The 16,878-nt window shown below is 64.1% G+C and carries 16 protein-coding genes; 8 read left to right on the top strand and 8 right to left on the bottom strand.

Annotated features, from left to right (window positions below; translation table 11 throughout):
• Positions 1-11 precede the first annotated feature (11 nt).
• The 8 genes from V6590_RS02815 (at position 12) to scpA (ending at position 8,325) form a co-directional block, all read left to right on the top strand.
• Positions 12-779, top strand: coding sequence for a class I SAM-dependent methyltransferase (locus V6590_RS02815; protein ID WP_335419185.1), 768 nt, complete (start codon positions 12-14; stop codon positions 777-779).
• Positions 769-1,170: a DUF6497 family protein gene (locus V6590_RS02810; RefSeq protein WP_335419182.1), complete on the top strand. Its 402-nt coding sequence runs from the start codon at positions 769-771 to the stop codon at positions 1,168-1,170. Before V6590_RS02815 ends, V6590_RS02810 begins: the two co-directional genes overlap by 11 nt.
• A 226-nt stretch (positions 1,171-1,396) precedes the next feature.
• Complete coding sequence (locus tag V6590_RS02805) at positions 1,397-1,525, top strand: hypothetical protein (RefSeq protein ID WP_335419177.1); 129 nt, start codon at positions 1,397-1,399, stop codon at positions 1,523-1,525.
• A gap of 72 nt (positions 1,526-1,597) precedes the next feature.
• Complete coding sequence (locus V6590_RS02800) at positions 1,598-1,996, top strand: hypothetical protein (RefSeq protein WP_335419174.1); 399 nt, start codon at positions 1,598-1,600, stop codon at positions 1,994-1,996.
• Between the two features lie 355 nt (positions 1,997-2,351).
• Entirely contained in the window at positions 2,352-2,642 is a 291-nt protein-coding gene (locus V6590_RS02795; RefSeq protein WP_335419171.1) for a hypothetical protein, read from the top strand.
• A gap of 122 nt (positions 2,643-2,764) precedes the next feature.
• Positions 2,765-4,768 carry an acetyl-CoA carboxylase biotin carboxylase subunit gene (locus tag V6590_RS02790; RefSeq protein ID WP_335419168.1) on the top strand — a complete coding sequence of 668 codons (2,004 nt, stop codon included), beginning with the start codon at positions 2,765-2,767 and terminating at the stop codon, positions 4,766-4,768.
• 74 nt (positions 4,769-4,842) lie between these two features.
• Positions 4,843-6,087 carry a Y-family DNA polymerase gene (locus V6590_RS02785; protein WP_335419165.1) on the top strand — a complete coding sequence of 415 codons (1,245 nt, stop codon included), beginning with the start codon at positions 4,843-4,845 and terminating at the stop codon, positions 6,085-6,087.
• Positions 6,088-6,195: 108 nt separating this feature from the next.
• The gene (scpA, locus tag V6590_RS02780) at positions 6,196-8,325 is read left to right on the top strand and encodes a methylmalonyl-CoA mutase (RefSeq protein ID WP_335419162.1); all 2,130 of its coding nucleotides are present in this window, start codon (positions 6,196-6,198) and stop codon (positions 8,323-8,325) included.
• A 67-nt stretch (positions 8,326-8,392) separates the two neighbouring features.
• On the opposite strand, the gene V6590_RS02775 is transcribed toward scpA, so the two are convergent.
• The 8 genes from V6590_RS02775 to V6590_RS02740 form a co-directional block, all read right to left on the bottom strand.
• Positions 8,393-8,626: a hypothetical protein gene (locus tag V6590_RS02775; protein WP_335419159.1), complete on the bottom strand. Its 234-nt coding sequence runs from the start codon at positions 8,624-8,626 to the stop codon at positions 8,393-8,395.
• A 135-nt stretch (positions 8,627-8,761) separates the two neighbouring features.
• Complete coding sequence (locus V6590_RS02770; protein WP_335419157.1) at positions 8,762-9,781, bottom strand: endonuclease/exonuclease/phosphatase family protein; 1,020 nt, start codon at positions 9,779-9,781, stop codon at positions 8,762-8,764.
• Positions 9,778-10,473, bottom strand: a complete 696-nt coding sequence (locus V6590_RS02765; RefSeq protein ID WP_335419154.1) for a TerB family tellurite resistance protein — start codon at positions 10,471-10,473, stop codon at positions 9,778-9,780. The genes V6590_RS02770 and V6590_RS02765 overlap by 4 nt, the downstream gene beginning before the upstream one ends.
• Before the next feature lie 80 nt (positions 10,474-10,553).
• Positions 10,554-11,165, bottom strand: a complete 612-nt coding sequence (locus tag V6590_RS02760) for a VOC family protein (RefSeq protein ID WP_335419151.1) — start codon at positions 11,163-11,165, stop codon at positions 10,554-10,556.
• A 15-nt stretch (positions 11,166-11,180) separates the two neighbouring features.
• Entirely contained in the window at positions 11,181-12,731 is a 1,551-nt protein-coding gene (locus V6590_RS02755; RefSeq protein ID WP_335419383.1) for a Ppx/GppA family phosphatase, read from the bottom strand.
• Positions 12,732-12,804: 73 nt separating this feature from the next.
• Positions 12,805-14,991, bottom strand: coding sequence for an RNA degradosome polyphosphate kinase (locus V6590_RS02750; protein ID WP_335419148.1), 2,187 nt, complete (start codon positions 14,989-14,991; stop codon positions 12,805-12,807).
• Positions 14,992-15,043: 52 nt separating this feature from the next.
• Positions 15,044-15,709, bottom strand: coding sequence for a P-loop NTPase family protein (locus V6590_RS02745; RefSeq protein ID WP_335419144.1), 666 nt, complete (start codon positions 15,707-15,709; stop codon positions 15,044-15,046).
• A complete protein-coding gene (locus V6590_RS02740; RefSeq protein WP_335419141.1) occupies positions 15,706-16,797 on the bottom strand; it encodes an AI-2E family transporter in 1,092 nt (363 codons plus the stop codon). The genes V6590_RS02745 and V6590_RS02740 overlap by 4 nt, the downstream gene beginning before the upstream one ends.
• Between the last annotated feature and the right edge of the window lie 81 nt (positions 16,798-16,878).

The following is a 16,878-nucleotide window of genomic DNA, read 5'->3' as shown; positions in this document are numbered from 1 at the left end:
AGGGGGCAACCATGCGGCTTGACATCGACATCGCGGCAGAGGCCGGGAGCAGTGCTATTGCAGCGCTGGACCTTTCGGCCCTGAACCGTGACGACCTGCGCAATCTGATCCTGCAAAGGTCAGAGGTCATGTTCGACCGGCCCAAATCGGGCCGGGTGATCAAGGCATGGAATGCGGGCGATCAGGGCCCGATCGACGGCGTGATCGACGAGATGGGCGAAGCCATTGCCCGTCGTGCAGCGGGCGTCATTCGGGCCGAATTCCGCGCGCTGGAGCCGGTGCTGCGCGAGCTGGCCCCCAAGCGGATTGCCGATATTGGCTGCGGCTATGCGCTGTTCGATCTGTTTGCCGCCAAGGCGCTGAAATGTGACCTGCTGCTGATCGATCTGGAAAGCAATGAACGCCGCCATTTCGGATTTGCCGAAGAAGGGGCCGCTTATTCCAGCTTGGCCGTGGCGCGCAAGCTGCTGGAAAAGAACAAGATTGCCAAGAAGCGCATCGTGACGCTGAACCCCCGCGAACAGGCCCCCGAAACAGCGGGGCCGGTGGATCTGGCGGTCAGCTTCCTGTCTTGCGGGTTCCATTATCCGGTCGATCTGTATCTACCCTTTCTGGATCAGGCGCTTGCCCCCGGCGGGGCGGCGATCTTCGATCTGCGGCAGGCCGCGGCAGAGGAACAGGCGGCCAAGCTTGCGGCCTTTGGCACGCTGACCGATCTGCCCGCGCCCCCCAAGGCCCGGCGGGTTCTGCTGCGCAAAGGGGGCAGGCATGACAGGTGAAACCATGCTTGCTGCCCCTGTCGATGGTCAGGTGGTGCTGGTGGGCAATGCCGAAACGATCGCGGTGCCATCCGGGCAGGTGGTGACCTTGCAGGATGTGATCTGGAACGAAGCCGGCACCCAGGGGCTTGCGCTGCGCTTCCGCTTCGTTGCACCGCAGATCGCGCGCGACAGGGGCGAGGTGGATTTTGAAACCGCCAGCGCCGACATGCTGGCGCTGTGCGAGGATTTCGCCTTGCCGCGCATTGCCGAATTCGGCCCGCAACCGACGCAGATCATCATCTCGCTGTCCGATCAACCGCTGCCCTTTGGCGAAACCGCGCCCGAGATCACCCAGTTCTTCGAGGCCTACCGCATCGAAAACGGCGCCTGCATCTGGGAGATGTTCTGATGCACCCACAATATGTTGTAATTCCTGGCCGTCTGTCCCGCTCCTCTGATGTAGCGCAGTCACAGGTTGCGGCTTTGCGCGGCGATCTGTGTCAATCGCAGGTGAAACCGGCTATTGTTTCCGGGAAGCGTTCCCAAGCGTTTCAGACCTCGTATCGGGGGCCGGTTGGCACTGCCTGTGCGTCCGCGACCCCCCAAGAAAACTGGAGAAGAGGATGTCGAACAGCATGCGTATCGTTCTTGCACTTGGCACGATGGCTTTCCTGGCTGCCTGCGGTGGCGCCAAGCAGGATGAAGTCGTCTATGTGGACGAGCCCGCGCCGATCACCACCGACGCGCCGACCACCAAGTACTGATCCAATCTCGCGGCGGGCCGCACAGGCGCGGCCCGCTGCCCTTGCTGCCACCCCGATGATCGGAGGTGGCGCATGCTGAAGCATCGTGGCTTCCCCGGCCGGTTGACCGGCACCGATTTCCAGTTCGTCATTCGCCGCGCCAATCACAAGGATGGCCCTGCGAAGATCATCCGCCGCGAGCGGTTCAAGGACCGCAAGCATGTGGACCGTGCCGCCGATACGGCCTTCATGGCCGCGCTTTGGGCGCATTTCGGTGAAGAACCGTTTGAACGTGGCAATCTGGATGCCGGGCGGCTGAGCTGGCTGTTCGGGCGCGAGGTCGTGCCAGCCGAAGACCCCTTCGATCCCTGTTCCTACGAGGCGCTGCTGCGCATCGACGTCAAGCGGGCGCAGGCCAGCTTTCCCGAAGTCTTTGCCGCCGACGCCCCCCCCGTTCCGATGGACGAGGATGACTGGGGCGACGAGGACTGAGCATGATGTCGCGCAACCCCCCGGAATTTTGGCAAGAATCCGCGCAACCCCTTGGGGTGGCGGGGCAGGCCGTTGCGCCGGGCGGGGGGCTGCCCCATCTTGGGATCATGGCGCGTAACCCCTTGCGCGTTCCTGTCTTGCTGGCCCCTCGGGCTGGCGAGTGTGACCCTTCCCCTGACTTTGCGCCCGGTCCTTCCCGGCCCGGGCGCCTTTCTGCCGGGGCCATCTCGGCCAGGCTTGTCGGCTCGCATCGGCAAGGCTTTGCCCATGCCGGAACCATGATGGAATGGTGCTTTCGCCGGATCGCCAATCCGGTAGAATTGCTATCCATAACATCCTGTAACGGAGGCCGAGCATGCGTCTTTTCCCCATCGCCCTTTTGGGCGCGCTTACCCTTGTCACAGCAGGCTGCGTGCCTTCGCAGCCGGCCTATAATGGCGGCTATGGCCAGCCCGCCCAGGGCTATGGCTATCAGCCACAACCGGCCAACCCGCTGCAAACCCAGAGCGGGCGTGCCGTTGCGGGCGCCCTTGTCGGCGCGGCCATCGCCGATGCCACCGATGAAAACATGGTCGCGGGTGCGGCCCTTGGCGCTCTTGCCGGTGGCGCGTCTTGCGGCGTGCCGGGCCTGCCACCCTGCTATTGATCTGACTGCCGCCGTTGCGGCGGCCGAACCTGTCACCAAGGCCAGCCGGGGGCACACCCCGGCTGGCCTTTCGTTTTGAGCTGCGCATGCAGGCCCGCATGCCGTTGAGGGAAGGAAGCCGGATGTTCAAGAAAATCCTGATCGCCAACCGGGGCGAGATTGCTTGCCGTGTGATCAAGACCGCCCGGAAAATGGGTATCAAGACGGTCGCCGTCTATTCGGATGCCGACCGCAACGCGCTGCATGTGAAAATGGCCGATGAGGCCTATCACATCGGGCCGCCGCCCGCGAACCAATCCTATATCGTGATCGACAAGATCATGGAGGCGATCCGCGCCACGGGCGCGCAGGCCGTGCATCCGGGCTATGGGTTTCTGAGCGAAAACATGAACTTCGCCGCCGCCTTGGAGGCCGAGGGCGTGGTGTTTGTCGGCCCGCCGAGCCCCGCCATCGAGGCGATGGGGGACAAGATCACCTCCAAGAAGATCGCGATGGAGGCCGGTGTGAACACCGTGCCGGGCTATATGGGCCTGATCGCGGATGCCGAGGAGGCGGTGAAAATCTCGGGTCAGATCGGCTATCCGGTGATGATCAAGGCCAGCGCCGGGGGCGGTGGCAAGGGCATGCGGATCGCCTGGAATGACCAGGAGGCGCGCGAGGGCTTTGAATCCTCGAAGAACGAGGCCGCCAACAGCTTTGGCGATGACCGGATTTTCATCGAGAAATTCGTGACCCAGCCGCGCCATATTGAAATTCAGGTTCTGGCCGACAAGCATGGCAATGCGGTCTATCTGCACGAGCGCGAATGTTCGATCCAGCGCCGGAACCAGAAGGTGATCGAGGAGGCCCCCAGCCCCTTCCTGGACGAGGCGACGCGCAAGGCCATGGGCGAACAGGCGGTCGCGCTGGCCAAGGCGGTGGGCTACACGTCGGCAGGCACGGTGGAATTCATCGTGGATGGCAGCCGGAACTTCTATTTCCTGGAAATGAACACCCGGCTTCAGGTGGAGCATCCGGTGACGGAGTTGATCACCGGGGTCGATCTGGTGGAGCAGATGATCCGCGTGGCGAATGGCGAGCCGCTGCCCTTCAAACAGGAAGACCTGAAGATCAACGGCTGGGCGATGGAAAGCCGCCTTTATGCCGAAGACCCGTATCGCAACTTCCTGCCCTCGATTGGCCGCTTGACCCGCTACCGCCCGCCGGTGGAAGGGCCGACCGCGCGCGGCGGCATCGTGCGCAATGATACCGGCGTCTTTGAGGGCGGCGAGATCAGCATGTATTACGACCCGATGATCGCCAAGCTGTGCAGCTGGGGCCCGACGCGCGAGGCCGCGATCGAGGAGATGCGGCTGGCGCTGGACACGTTCGAGGTGGAGGGGATCGGGCATAACCTGCCGTTCTGCTCGGCGGTGATGGATCACCCGCGCTTTGCCAGCGGCAATATCACCACGGCCTTCATCGCCGAGGAATATCCCGAGGGGTTCCAGGGCGTTACGCTGGAAGACGCCATGCTGCGCCGCGTGGTGGCGGCGACGGCGGCGATGAACCGGGTGGCCGAGATCCGCCGCACCAAGATTTCCGGCACCATGGACAATCACGAGCGCCGGGTGGGCGATGACTGGGTGGTGAGCCTGCAAGGGCAGGCCTATCCGGTGACCATCGCCGCCGACAAGGCAGGCTCGACCGTCACCTTTGCCGATGGGCAGGCGCTGCGCGTCAGCAGCGACTGGACGCCGGGCGATCAGCTGGCGCGGGTGGATGTCGATGGCAGCCCGCTGGTGATGAAGGTGGGCAAGGTGCCGATGGGCTTCCGCATCCGGGTGCGGGGCGCGGACCTCAAGGTGCATGTGCGCAGCCCGCGCCAGCATGAGCTGGCGCTGTTGATGCCGGAAAAACTGCCGCCCGACACCTCGCGCTTCCTGCTGTGCCCGATGCCGGGGCTGGTGGTGAAGATCAGCGTCGAGGAGGGCCAGGAAGTGCAGGAAGGCCAGGCCTTGGCCACGGTGGAGGCCATGAAGATGGAAAACATCCTCAAGGCCGAACGCAAGGGCGTGGTTAAGAAGATCAATGCCAGCGCGGGCGCCAGCCTGAAGGTGGACGATATCATCATGGAGTTCGAATAAGGTGGCGCGCAGCGGCGTGGCATACGGGCTTTGGGCTGGCTTTTTGTTCCCATTTTGTTCTAAAATGGGGGCGGATGCCCAACCCGAGTCTGGCCATGACGCTGCGCGTTTCCACCCTGTTTTTCGACATGAACAGCTTTTACGCCTCGGTCGCGCAGGCCGAGGAACCGGCGCTGATGGGGCGCCCGGTAGGCGTCTTGACGACAGATGCGCCGGGCGCGGCCTGTATCGCGGCGAGTTACGACGCCAAGCGCCGGGGCGTGGGCATGGGCACGCGGCAGGAGGAGGCGCGCAGGCTTTGCCCCGGTATCGTGTTCCGTCCGGTGAAGCACGATGTCTGCGTGCGCTATCACCATGCCATTCTGGCGGCGGTGGAAACCGTATTGCCGGTGCATCGGGTGTTTTCGATCGACGAATGTTCCTGCCTGCTGACCGGATCGCAGCAAGAGCTGGAGCGGGCCTTGCAGATCGGGCGGGATTTGCAGCGGGCGGTGCTGGAGCGGGTGAGCCCGGCGCTGCAATGTTCGGTTGGGCTGGCGCCGACGCGGCTGCTGGCCAAGATCGCGGCAGGGTTGAAGAAGCCGGGGGGCTTGCGCTGGCTCTTGCCGCATGTGCTGCCCGAGGCGATTGCGCATCTGGGGCTGGATGGTTTGCCGGGGATTTCCGGGCGGATGCGGGCGCGGCTGGAAGCGGCGGGCGTGCCGGATGTGGTGACGCTTTATCATCTGGACCCCAAGCGCGCGCGGGCGATCTGGGGCAATGTGGCGGGCGAGCGGTTCCTGCGCGAATTGCGCGGCGAAACCGTGGTCTGGCCCGAGACGCAGCGCAGCATGATCGGCCATGGTCAGGTGCTGACCGCCGGGAACAAGACACCCGAGGGCGCGCGTCTGGTGGCGCGGCGTCTGCTGGTCAAGGCTGCGGCCCGGCTGCGGCGCGAGGGCTTTCATGCCAGCAGCCTGCATCTGGGGGTGAAATGCGCCGTGGCGGGGCATATCGGCCATGGAGGCGAAATTCGCGCTACGCAGGACACGTTCTTTCTGCTCGAGGTGCTGGCGCGCTATTGGCAGGCCTTGCCGCCGCATCGGGCGCTGGCGGTTTCGGTCACGCTGGGCGGGCTGGTGCCGGATGCCGAGGTGGTGCCCGACCTGTTCGCGCCCATACAGGATCGCCGCGCGCTTTGCGCCGTGGTGGATCGGCTGAACCAGCGTTTCGGGCAGGATACCGTGCGCTATGGCCTGCTGCCGCCGCATCATGTGCCCTATACCGGCGCCAAGATTGCCTTCGGGCGCATCCCGACGGTCGAGGATTTTCTGGAATAACCGGCCTGATGGACGGGCCATTTTGCCGCGCGCCGGATGCGCGCCCCCTTTCGCTGCCGGATGCCCACCCGGCCCCCTCCCTGCCAGACCTGACGAAGGACGAGAGCCATGACCGACCCCATTGAAACCTGGCGCAAGCTTGCCGAAAAAGAGCTGAAGGGCAAAAGCCCCGACAGCCTGATCTGGAACACGCTGGAAGGCATTCCGGTCAAGCCGCTTTACACCGCAGAAGACACGGCAAACCTGCCCCATATGGGCAGCCTGCCGGGCATTGGCCCCTTCACCCGCGGCGTGCGTGCCACGATGTATGCGGGGCGCCCCTGGACGATCCGGCAATATGCGGGGTTTTCCACTGCCGAGGCCTCGAACGCCTTTTACCGCAAGGCGCTGGCCGCCGGGCAGCAGGGGGTTTCGGTGGCCTTCGATCTGGCGACGCATCGCGGCTATGACAGCGACCATCCGCGCGTGGTGGGCGATGTGGGCAAGGCGGGCGTGGCCATCGACTCGGTCGAGGACATGAAGATCCTGTTCGATGGTATCCCGCTGGAAAAGATCAGCGTTTCCATGACGATGAATGGTGCGGTGATCCCGATTCTGGCCAACTTCATCGTCACCGGCGAAGAACAGGGCGTGCCGCGCGCCGAGCTGTCGGGCACCATTCAGAATGACATTCTGAAAGAGTTCATGGTGCGTAACACCTATGTCTATCCGCCCGAACCCTCGATGCGGATCATCGCGGATATCATCGAGTATACCGCCAAGGAGATGCCCAAGTTCAACTCCATCTCGATCTCCGGCTATCACATGCAAGAGGCGGGAGCCAATCTGGTGCAGGAGCTGGCCTATACGCTGGCCGATGGGCGCGAATATGTGCGCGCGGCGATTGCCCGCGGCATGAATGTGGATGAGTTTGCCGGGCGCTTGTCGTTCTTCTTTGCCATCGGGATGAATTTCTTCATGGAGGCGGCGAAGCTGCGGGCGGCACGTCTGCTGTGGCACCGCATCATGAGCGAGTTTGCCCCGAAGAAGCCCGGCAGCCTGATGCTGCGCACCCATTGCCAGACCTCGGGCGTGTCCTTGCAAGAGCAAGACCCCTATAACAACGTGGTGCGCACCGCCTATGAGGCGATGGCGGCGGCGCTTGGCGGCACGCAATCGCTGCATACCAATGCGCTGGACGAGGCGATTGCGCTCCCCACCGAATTCTCGGCCCGGATCGCGCGCAACACCCAGTTGATCCTGCAAGAGGAAACCGGGGTGACCAAGGTGGTCGATCCGCTGGCGGGGTCTTACTACGTGGAAAGCCTGACGGCGGAACTGGCCGAAAAGGCCTGGGCGCTGATCGAGGAGGTCGAGGCCATGGGCGGCATGACCAAGGCCGTGGCCTCGGGCATGCCGAAGCTGCGCATCGAGGAATCGGCGGCGCGGCGGCAGGCGATGATCGACCGGGGCGAGGAGGTGATTGTCGGGGTGAACAAATACCGCCTCGCCAAGGAAGACCCGATCGACATTCTGGATATCGACAATGTGGCGGTGCGCGAAAGCCAGATCGCCCGGCTGAACACCATGCGCGCCACCCGCGATGAGGCGGCCTGTCAGGCGGCCTTGGCCGAAGTCACGCGCCGCGCGGCCGAGGGTGGTAATCTGCTGGAGGCCGCCGTGGAGGCCTCACGCGCGCGGGCCTCGGTGGGCGAGATCAGCGACGCGATGGAGAAGGTTTTCGGGCGTCACCGGGCGGAGGTGAAGACATTGGCTGGGGTTTACGGCGCCGCCTATGAGGGCGATGACGGCTTTGCGCAGATCCAGCAGGATGTGGAGGCCTTTGCCGAGGCCGAGGGCCGCCGCCCGCGCATGCTGGTGGTGAAGATGGGGCAGGACGGGCACGACCGTGGCGCCAAGGTGATCGCCACCGCCTTTGCCGATATCGGCTTTGACGTGGATGTGGGGCCGCTGTTCCAGACGCCGGAGGAAGCCGCGCAGGATGCCATCGACAATGATGTGCATGTGATCGGCATTTCCAGCCAGGCGGCGGGGCACAAGACCCTGGCGCCCAAGCTGGTTCAGGCGCTGCAGGCTGCCGGGGCCGGGGATATTCTGGTGATCTGTGGCGGGGTGATCCCGCAGCAGGATTACGACTTCCTCTATCGCAACGGGGTGAAGGCGATCTTTGGCCCCGGCACCAATATCCCGAATGCGGCGCGCGATATCCTGAAACTGATCCGCGAGGCGCGGGGCTGACACAGGTAAGGGGGCCATCTGGCCCCCTTACCGGAAGGTGTCGGCCCTCAGGGGCCGATGCCGCATGTCAGAGGTCTATTTCGCCAGATTTCGGCGGGGCCGGCAGGTCCGGTTTGCGGCGCATGATGATATCGCCATTGGGCAGCTTTTCCGGCATCTCGTAATTGCGCAGGTCGTCGATCAGCGCCAGCATTTCGCGCAAGGCGGGCTCCATCTCTTTCAGGCCCTGTTCCATCTCGCGCAGATGCGGTTCAACGTCTTCCATCAAGCCGCGCAACAAAAGCTCTGCCCCGCGCTGCATCAGGCTGAAGCCTTCTTCCTCTTGTGGCGCAGGTTCAGACGTTTCCTGCGCTGCGGCAGGGCCGAGCGTGATGACAAGAAGTAAAGGAGCACACCAACGTATCATGCCCCCAAGATAGGCAAGGCTGCGCGCGGTTCAAAGAGGCAAATCCAATGTCACCGGAAAATGATCCGAGGCGGTCAACAAGGCATCGCGCAATTCGGGTATGGCCCAGCATTTCGGATCGTTCAGCGGATGCCAGATGCGCCAGTATGGGGCGCGTGCGCGCAGCCCGGGCGATACCATGATGAAATCCAGCAATGCCTCGAAGTAGCGTTGCCCTTCGGGGTTCCAAAACCGCGCGGTGGTGGGCTGCAACCGGCTTTTCAGCGCCATTTCGGCATGGGGGTCGAACAGGGCGCGATCGGGTGGGCAGGCCGCACCGCAGCCCAGCCCCATCACCACCTCGATGCCGGAATGGCCGAACAGGGCCTCGTATTCATCAAGGCCAGGGCCATCGTTGAAATCGCCCAGCACAATCAGATCATCGCCCCTGGTCAGGTGCAGATCGACCCTTTCGCGCAGCCACAGACATTCGGCCAGTTGCTTGCGGCGGTTTTCAATGGCGATCCGCGTGGCCTCTGCCGCAGTGCGCGCGCCATGCGGGGCCTTGGATTTCACATGCACGCCGATCAGCCGCAGGGTTTGTCCGCGCGTCTGCAGCGCAAGCTCCAGCGGCGGTTTTGACGGACGGATGGGTTCCGGGATGCCGTCGCCGTTCAGATCATGCCGCCATGTGCCATCAAATTGCGGCTGCCCCTGCGGATCGTGCCGGGCGGTCAGCCGGTCCGGATCAAACAGAAAGCTGATTTCCTGTTCGGTTTCCGACCGGAACCCGGTCACCGCGCGGCGGGTGCGCAGCCCATGTCGCGCGGCAAAGCGTTCCAGCGCGGTGACCGAATGGCGATGCCCGTTGGTATCGGGGGCCTCGATCACCATGATCCCGTCTGCATCCAGCGCCAGCATCACAATGGCAATCGCATCAAGCTGTTGGGCGCGGGTCACGCCATGGCGCTGTGCCGGTTCGCCATCTTCCAGCGGTTGCCCGGTATCATCGAACAGGGCGTTGAACCATTCGACATTCCAGCAGGCAATGCGCAGCGGGCGCACGGTCATGCCGCCTCACGGGCGGCGATTTCCTCCCAGGCGGCGTTGACGGCGACCAGACGATCCTGCGCCAGTTCCACGGCCTCGGGCGGAACGCCGCGCGCAACCAGCCGGTCAGGGTGGTTTTCGCGCACAAGCGCCTTCCAGGCACTGCGGGCCTCTTCCACCGTCGCATCGGGCCGGATGCCCAGCACATCATGTGGGCTTTTCGGCGCATCGGGCACATGGCGGGCGCGAATGGCACGGAAACAGGCATCGGAAATCCCGAATATTTCGGCCACTTCGGTCAGGAAGGCATCTTCACGCGGGTGATAATGCCCGTCGGCCACCGATATATGGAACAGCCCTTCCAGCAGATCCTGCAACACTGCCGCGTCACCCTGAAACATGGCGCGGATCTTGCGGGCATAGGCATCGAAGCCCGCCACATCCTGCCGCGCCAGATTGAAGACGCGGGCGGCATGGGCCTCTTCCTCGGGCGGCACATGAAAGACCTGACGGAAGGCCGACACTTCGTTGCGCGTCACCTCGCCATCGGCCTTGGCCATCTTCGCGCCAAGCGCGATCACCGCAATGGTAAAGGCCACCGTGCGTTCCGGGCAGGATTCGGGGGGATTGCGCAGGCGATCAAACACCGTGGCAAGGCTTTCGCCCTGCACAAGCGCCGTGATCGCCTCGAAGATGCGGGTCCAGATCGACATGGGCACAGGATAATCGCCAAAAACCAAGTTGTCAGGTCAAGATTTCTTGCAGATGGAGGGAATACGCTGGCAGAGCAGGTTCAGATCAACCAGCGCATCCCGCCCGGGGTTTCGAACCGGGCCTGAAAGGCTGGCGCTCCCTCGGTCACCACCACGCGCGGATCGCTCAGCCGTCCCTGCAGCGCCATGCGCAGGGCTGCGGCCTCGGGATGGGCGATTTCCAGCACCGAAAGCCGAACGCCGCATTCGGGCAGGTGCTGTGCCGGGTGCGCAGCGCCCTGCCATTCGATCAGCGCGGGAAAGGCGTTGTCAAAAGGCAGAACCCCGTTGTCCGGCACGGCCATGCGCCAACGGAAATCGCCGCGCGCAAAGGCGAGCGGCTGGCCAATGCCCGCAGGGCTTGGCGTGATTTCGGCCTCCAGATCGGCGCAGCGGCAGATCCAGTTGGTCAGGCGTGGGCGGCCTGAAAACCGATCCAGATCGAACCAGCGCGGATGGGCCGGAGCAGGGGCGGCGGGGTTGATCGCGATCACCTCGAAATACAGATCGCCCAGTCCCAGCAACCGGTTATGGGTGCCCATCACCGCATGGTCACCGCCCCCCGCCAGCGACACGCCAAGCGCCGCTTCGACATGGGCCACGCCTTCGGCCAGGCTTTCCGCCGCCAGCGCCAGATGGTCGAACACCAGCATCACCGCGCCCCGGACCTAGCGCGCCATGGTGATGGCCGGGGTGGCCCGCATGGCCAGCACCAGCGCATTGAAGCGGGCCTGCGCCACTTCGCCCATCAGGCCGATGCCGCGTTCGGTCAATTGCAGCTCCAGCACCCGTTTCTTGGGCTGCCAATGCAGAACTCCGGCCTCTTCCGGGTGATCGATCGAAAACATCGCGCCAAAGCGCATGGCCTTGCCCAGCACTTCGGCCTCTTGAATTTCGTCTTCCGTCAACAGGCGGAAAATCGGCTCCATCCGGCTGCCGCTGCGGCTGTTCTTGTAGCGGTGCAGCAGCGCAAGCCCCAGGAAAACACGGCCCGGATGATCCAGCCCGCCCAGATTGGCGCGGGTCGCATTGTCGAAACAGGCTTCGGCACGGTAATCGGGATGGGCCCGCCACGAGGTATCGTGCAGCAGGCAGGCCGCCTTGATCAGGCGCTGACGTTCGGGCGGGGCCGATTTGAACAGCGGCTGGATGAAATTGTACAGCTTCTTGCCAAAACCGGGGATGCGGGCCTGTGTCGCTTCGGCCATGCGGGCGGCCTCGATCAGCGGATCGCGGGCGCGCAGTTTTTCGGGCATCTGTTCGAACAGCATCCCTTCACGGATGCCATAAGAGGATACGTCGATTTCCGAGGGTTTGAAGATGTCCACCACTTCGCGCAGCACTTCGCAGGCCAGCGGCACCAGTTCCATCCGTTCCGCCGAAGTGCCCGTGCGGGCACGCAGCAGCGTGAGGTCGGATGCGGCCAGCCAATCCAGCGTATCCATCACCGATTTCGGGGTCATGCGATATTCGTGCAGCACGGTCAGCGGATAGTTGCGCCGTTCCATGTCCAGCCGCGCGATGACCCGCCAGCTGCCGCCGACCAGATAGATGCGCTCGCCGCTGCTGTCGAGCATGCCTTGCAGGTTGCGCAGGATGCGGCGGATATGGTCGCGCCGCTTTTTCGGCCCACCTTCCACCTGCTGCAGCCGGAACGGACCCAGCGGCGAGGTGGCGCGGCGACCGACCTTGCCATCGCCGATCCGGGCCAGTTCCATCGAATTGCCGCCGATATCGCAGACTACGCCCTTGGCATCGGGCCAGCCCAGCAGCACGCCTTGCGCAGACAGCCGGGCCTCTTCGTCGCCATCGATCACATGCAAATGCAGCCCGGTTTCGCGCAGCACCTGTTCGCGGAAGGCCGGGCCATCTTCGGCTTCGCGCACGGCGGCAGTGGCCACGACGGTGAAGGGGAAAATCTTCATCCCTTCGGCCAGCAGGGCAAAGCGCTTCAACGCCATCAGCGCGCGCTTCGCGCCTTCAGGGTTCAGCCGGCCCGTTTCGGCCAGCCCCTTGCCCAGACCGGCCATCACCTTTTCATTGTAGAAATAAGCAGGGCTGCGGGCCGCGCCATCAAACACCACCATGCGGACCGAGTTCGACCCGACATCCACCACCCCCACCCTGCTGAGCGCACGGGCGGAAGGGTCTTCGAACAGGGGACGGCCAAACAGACCGCCTTCATCGGCATGGGTGTCGGAAAGGCTGGATTCGGCCATTGGGTCTTCTTCCTGATATCTCGCGGCGACCATGCCGCGCTGCGGCGGCAAGGGTCAAGGTTTGGCAGTCCCGTCAGCCGGGCGTTTCGTCGCGGGGCCGGGCCAGACGCGGCACATCCTTGGCGCCTGCCGTGCCCCGCCCGGACAGGGACGGGTTTTCCATGAAGAAACGATGACAATTGAACAGTTTGCCATCGGCAGGTGCCAGTTCACGGCTGTAATGCCCATCGGCATGCAATACCCAGCTTTGCGCCTCATCCGCCAGATTGGCGGCCATGATCTGGCCCATGATCTGGTTTTTCACCGTGGGATTATGCGCCTCGATCAGGGTTTCCACCCGCCGGTTCAGGTTGCGGCCCATCCAATCGGCCGAAGACAGGAAGACCCGCGCCTGTTTCGACGGCAGGCCATGACCATTGCCGAAACAGACGATGCGACTGTGTTCCAGAAACCGCCCGACCACGGATTTCACGCGAATATTCTCGGACAAGCCTTTGATTCCCGGTCGCAATCCGCAAATCCCCCGCACCACGAGGCTGATCTTCACCCCGCATTGGCTTGCGGCATAAAGTGCGTCGATCACCTCGGGTTCGATCAGGCTGTTCAGCTTGATCCAGATTTCCGCCGGACGCCCGGCCTTGGCATGATCCGCCTCGGCCCGGATCAGATCGAGCAGCCGCGATTTCAGGCTGATGGGCGCAATGGCCAGGTTTTCCAACCCCTGTGGCTGGGCATAGCCCGACAGATAGTTGAACACCTTGGTCGCATCGCGGCCAAGCGCGGGGTCGCAGGTAAAGAAGGACAGATCCGTATAGATGCGCGCGGTGATCGGGTGGTAATTTCCGGTGCCATAATGGGTATAGGTCACCAGGCTGTCGCCTTCGCGGCGCACCACGGTGCTGATTTTCGCGTGGGTTTTCAGGTGCATGAAGCCGTACACCACATGCGCCCCCGCGCGTTCCAGCCGCCGCGACTGCCGGATATTCGCCGCCTCGTCGAAGCGGGCCTTCAGTTCGACCAGCGCAGTGACCGATTTGCCCGATTCCGCCGCCTCGCACAGGGCCGAAACGATCGGGCTGTCCCATGAGGTGCGATACAGTGTCTGCTTGATCGCCACCACATTGGGATCGCGCGCGGCCTGTTCCAGAAAGCGGATCACCAGATCGAAGGTTTCATAGGGGTGATGCAGCAGCATATCCTTCTGGCGGATCGCCGCGAACATGTCGCCATCATGGTCCTGCACCCGTTCCGGCACGCGCGGGGTGAAGGGCGGCCAAAGCAGATCGGGGCGCGAATTCAGCACCAGTTCCTTCAGATCGGCCACACCCAGCAGGCCGCGCACCTCGACCACCTCATCGGGTGTGACGTGCAGCTCTTCCATGATCAGCGCCTTCAGCCCGGGCGGGGCACCGGCGCTGATCTTCAGCCGGATCACCTCGCCGCGCCGCCGCCGCTTCAGCGCGGTTTCAAAGCTGCGCACCAGATCTTCGGCCTCGTCCTCCACTTCCAGATCGCTGTCGCGCAGCACGCGGAAGGCACAATGCCCCCGGTCCACATAGCCCGGGAACAGCATGTCGAGATGCAGAAGCAACAGGTCTTCCAGCGGCAGGCAGCGATGTTCGCCGGCCTTGCCGGGCAGGGTTATGAACCGCGCCACCTGCTGCGGGATCGGCAGCAGCGCCTTCAGCGTGCGGTGATCGGCCTCGCGCTCCAGCTCCAGCGCCAGACAGAACCCGGTATTGGGGATGAAGGGGAAGGGATGCGCCGGGTCGATGGCGAGCGGCGACAGAACCGGAAAGACCTTGTGCAGGAAATGGTCTTCCAGATGTTTCTGGTCGCGCGCCGTCAGCTTTGACCGGGTCAGGATTTCGATCCCCTGCGCCTCCATCTCGCGCCTGAGCTTCTTGTAGGTGATCTGCTGCATCTTCATCAGACGCCGCGCATCGTCATGGATCAGTTCAAGCTGTTCCAGCGGCGTGCGGCCATCTTCAGACGGGGCAGGGCTGCCATTGCGCACCAGCGCCCGGATGCCTGCCACCCGCACCGTATAGAATTCATCCAGATTGGTGGCCGAAATCGACAGGAAGCGCAGTCGTTCCAGCAAGGGCACCGCAGGATTTGCCGCTTCATCCAGCACGCGCCAGTTGAAGGCCAGCCAACTCAGTTCACGGTTGAAGAACCGTTGCGGGTCGGCGGGGCCGACATTGGGCATGTCGGACGGGGGGGCGAAAGGGGCTTTGAGAAAGTCAGCCTGTGTCATGCGGTCTTTTTCTGTTTGTTCGATACGGCGATGCCCCAGTATCGGCCCGCGATCACAGACTGTCCAGCACCTCGGCAGCCAAGGCGCGGGTGACCGGCCCCCCGCGTGCCAGCGCGGCGGCATCCAGCCGGGCCACCAGATCGCGCGCGCTGGCAAGGCTGCGATCCATCCGCCCCAGCAGCCAGCCGATCAGCGTGGGCGGCACCAAAAGCTGCCGGTCGGCAAATTGCTTGACCAGCACCGCAGACAGCAGCGCGTCATCTGGCGGGTCGATCCGCGTGAGGCTGGTGCCTTGCATCCGGCTGAGCAGGTCGGGCAGCCGCAGCCCCCAATCGCGCGGCGGGGTGGTGGCCGTCAGCAACAGCGGCAGGCCGCGTTCCGCCAGCAGGTTGTGCAGGTGAAACAGGGCCGTTTCCGCCCGCGCATCGCCTGCGACGGAATCCGCATCCTCCAGCGCGACAGGGGTATGGGCCCGCGCCGCGATATCGGCCTGACCCAGCGATCCGGCCTGCATCAGTGCCGCCCCGCTGCGGGCGGCCCAGATATGCGCCAGATGGGTCTTGCCTGATCCGGGGGGGCCAACCAGCACCAGCTTGTTCAGCGGCCAGTGCCCGGCCTCCAGCACTGCCAGCGCGGCGGCATTGGCGGGCGACACAAAGAAATCCTCGCGCCGCAGGGCAGCGCGGGCTGGCAGGTCAAAGGCAAGCTGGGCCATCACACCGGCGGATCCTCGGGGTCGGTATCGCGGTTCAGGCCGTGCAGACCGGTGTAAAGTCGGCTTTGCTGATAGCTTTCCAGCGCAAAGCGGACCAGCACCCCGATGGCTGCCGCCACCGGGACGGCAACCAGCATCCCGACAAAGCCGAACAGCGACCCGAAGGCCGACAGGGCAAACAGCAGCCAGACCGGATGCAGCCCGACCGAATTGCCCACCAGACGGGGGGTGATCACATTACCTTCCAGAAATTGCCCAAGCGCGAAAATGCCTGCGACAATGCCGATCGACACCCAATCCCCCCAGAACTGGAACAGCGCCAAACCGATGGCCAGCCCGCCGCCGATCAATGCCCCGACATAGGGAATGAAGGTGATTGCCCCGGCAATCGCCCCGACGATCAGCCCGTAATTCAGCCCGGCCAGTATCAGCGCCACGGCATAGAAGGTGCCCAGCACGATGCAGACCGAAATCTGCCCGCGGACAAAGGCCGCCAGCACCTTGTCGATTTCGCCGGCCAGCCGCCGAATGACCGGCGCATGGTCGCGCGGCAGGATCGCGTCGATCCGCGCCACCATGTGATCCCAGTCCAGCAGCATGTAAAAGGCCACGACCGGCACCACCACGATGAACAGGATCGCGTTCAGCACCCCCATGGCCGAGCCGATCAGGCTCTGGGCCAGTTCGCCCCCCTTCGACTGGATCAGGCGGCCGATATTCTCCAGTGTCTGCCGCATGGTGGAGGTTTCGTTCGACAGGTCGGGAAAGCGTTCCACCATGAAGGTCTGCAGACGGCGAAAGATTTCCGGCGCGTCATTGATGAGCGAGGTAAGCTGGTTGAACAGCAAGGGCAGCACCGCAAGGATCAGCAGTACCGTGGTCAGCAGGGCCAGCACCGATATGGTGCCCGTGGCCGCCGCCCGGCTTAGCCCGGCGCGCTCCAGCCGGTCGGCAACCGGGTCCATGAAATAGGCAACCGCGCCGCCCACGATGAAGGGCAGGATCACATCCCCCAGAAACCACAGCACCGCCACCAGCACGGCGCTGGCGAAGCCCCAGTATTTCACCTGATCGCGCACCGGCAAGGCCATGGCATACCCCGTTTGCAGCCGGGGCCACCCTGCGCGGCCCGTCCTGCCCCCAATTTGCCCATGAAGGCCGGGGTTTCAAGC

Origin of the sequence: Gemmobacter denitrificans (assembly GCF_036964905.1) — a bacterium.
GTDB lineage: Bacteria > Pseudomonadota > Alphaproteobacteria > Rhodobacterales > Rhodobacteraceae > Gemmobacter > Gemmobacter denitrificans.
Note: the sequence above shows the minus strand (reverse complement) of the source record. Positions and strands in the feature narration are given on the sequence as shown.

Excerpts from the sequence above, each read along its gene's own strand:
- V6590_RS02815 (WP_335419185.1), top strand. The coding sequence starts at position 12 with ATGCGGCTTGACATCGACATCGCGGCAGAGGCCGGGAGCAGTGCTATT.
- V6590_RS02810 (WP_335419182.1), top strand. The coding sequence starts at position 769 with ATGACAGGTGAAACCATGCTTGCTGCCCCTGTCGATGGTCAGGTGGTG.
- V6590_RS02805 (WP_335419177.1), top strand. The coding sequence starts at position 1,397 with ATGCGTATCGTTCTTGCACTTGGCACGATGGCTTTCCTGGCTGCCTGC.
- V6590_RS02800 (WP_335419174.1), top strand. The coding sequence starts at position 1,598 with ATGCTGAAGCATCGTGGCTTCCCCGGCCGGTTGACCGGCACCGATTTC.
- V6590_RS02795 (WP_335419171.1), top strand. The coding sequence starts at position 2,352 with ATGCGTCTTTTCCCCATCGCCCTTTTGGGCGCGCTTACCCTTGTCACA.
- V6590_RS02790 (WP_335419168.1), top strand. The coding sequence starts at position 2,765 with ATGTTCAAGAAAATCCTGATCGCCAACCGGGGCGAGATTGCTTGCCGT.
- V6590_RS02785 (WP_335419165.1), top strand. The coding sequence starts at position 4,843 with ATGCCCAACCCGAGTCTGGCCATGACGCTGCGCGTTTCCACCCTGTTT.
- scpA (WP_335419162.1), top strand. The coding sequence starts at position 6,196 with ATGACCGACCCCATTGAAACCTGGCGCAAGCTTGCCGAAAAAGAGCTG.
- V6590_RS02775 (WP_335419159.1), bottom strand. The coding sequence starts at position 8,626 with ATGCAGCGCGGGGCAGAGCTTTTGTTGCGCGGCTTGATGGAAGACGTT.
- V6590_RS02770 (WP_335419157.1), bottom strand. The coding sequence starts at position 9,781 with ATGACCGTGCGCCCGCTGCGCATTGCCTGCTGGAATGTCGAATGGTTC.
- V6590_RS02765 (WP_335419154.1), bottom strand. The coding sequence starts at position 10,473 with ATGTCGATCTGGACCCGCATCTTCGAGGCGATCACGGCGCTTGTGCAG.
- V6590_RS02760 (WP_335419151.1), bottom strand. The coding sequence starts at position 11,165 with ATGCTGGTGTTCGACCATCTGGCGCTGGCGGCGGAAAGCCTGGCCGAA.
- V6590_RS02755 (WP_335419383.1), bottom strand. The coding sequence starts at position 12,731 with ATGGCCGAATCCAGCCTTTCCGACACCCATGCCGATGAAGGCGGTCTG.
- V6590_RS02750 (WP_335419148.1), bottom strand. The coding sequence starts at position 14,991 with ATGACACAGGCTGACTTTCTCAAAGCCCCTTTCGCCCCCCCGTCCGAC.
- V6590_RS02740 (WP_335419141.1), bottom strand. The coding sequence starts at position 16,797 with ATGGCCTTGCCGGTGCGCGATCAGGTGAAATACTGGGGCTTCGCCAGC.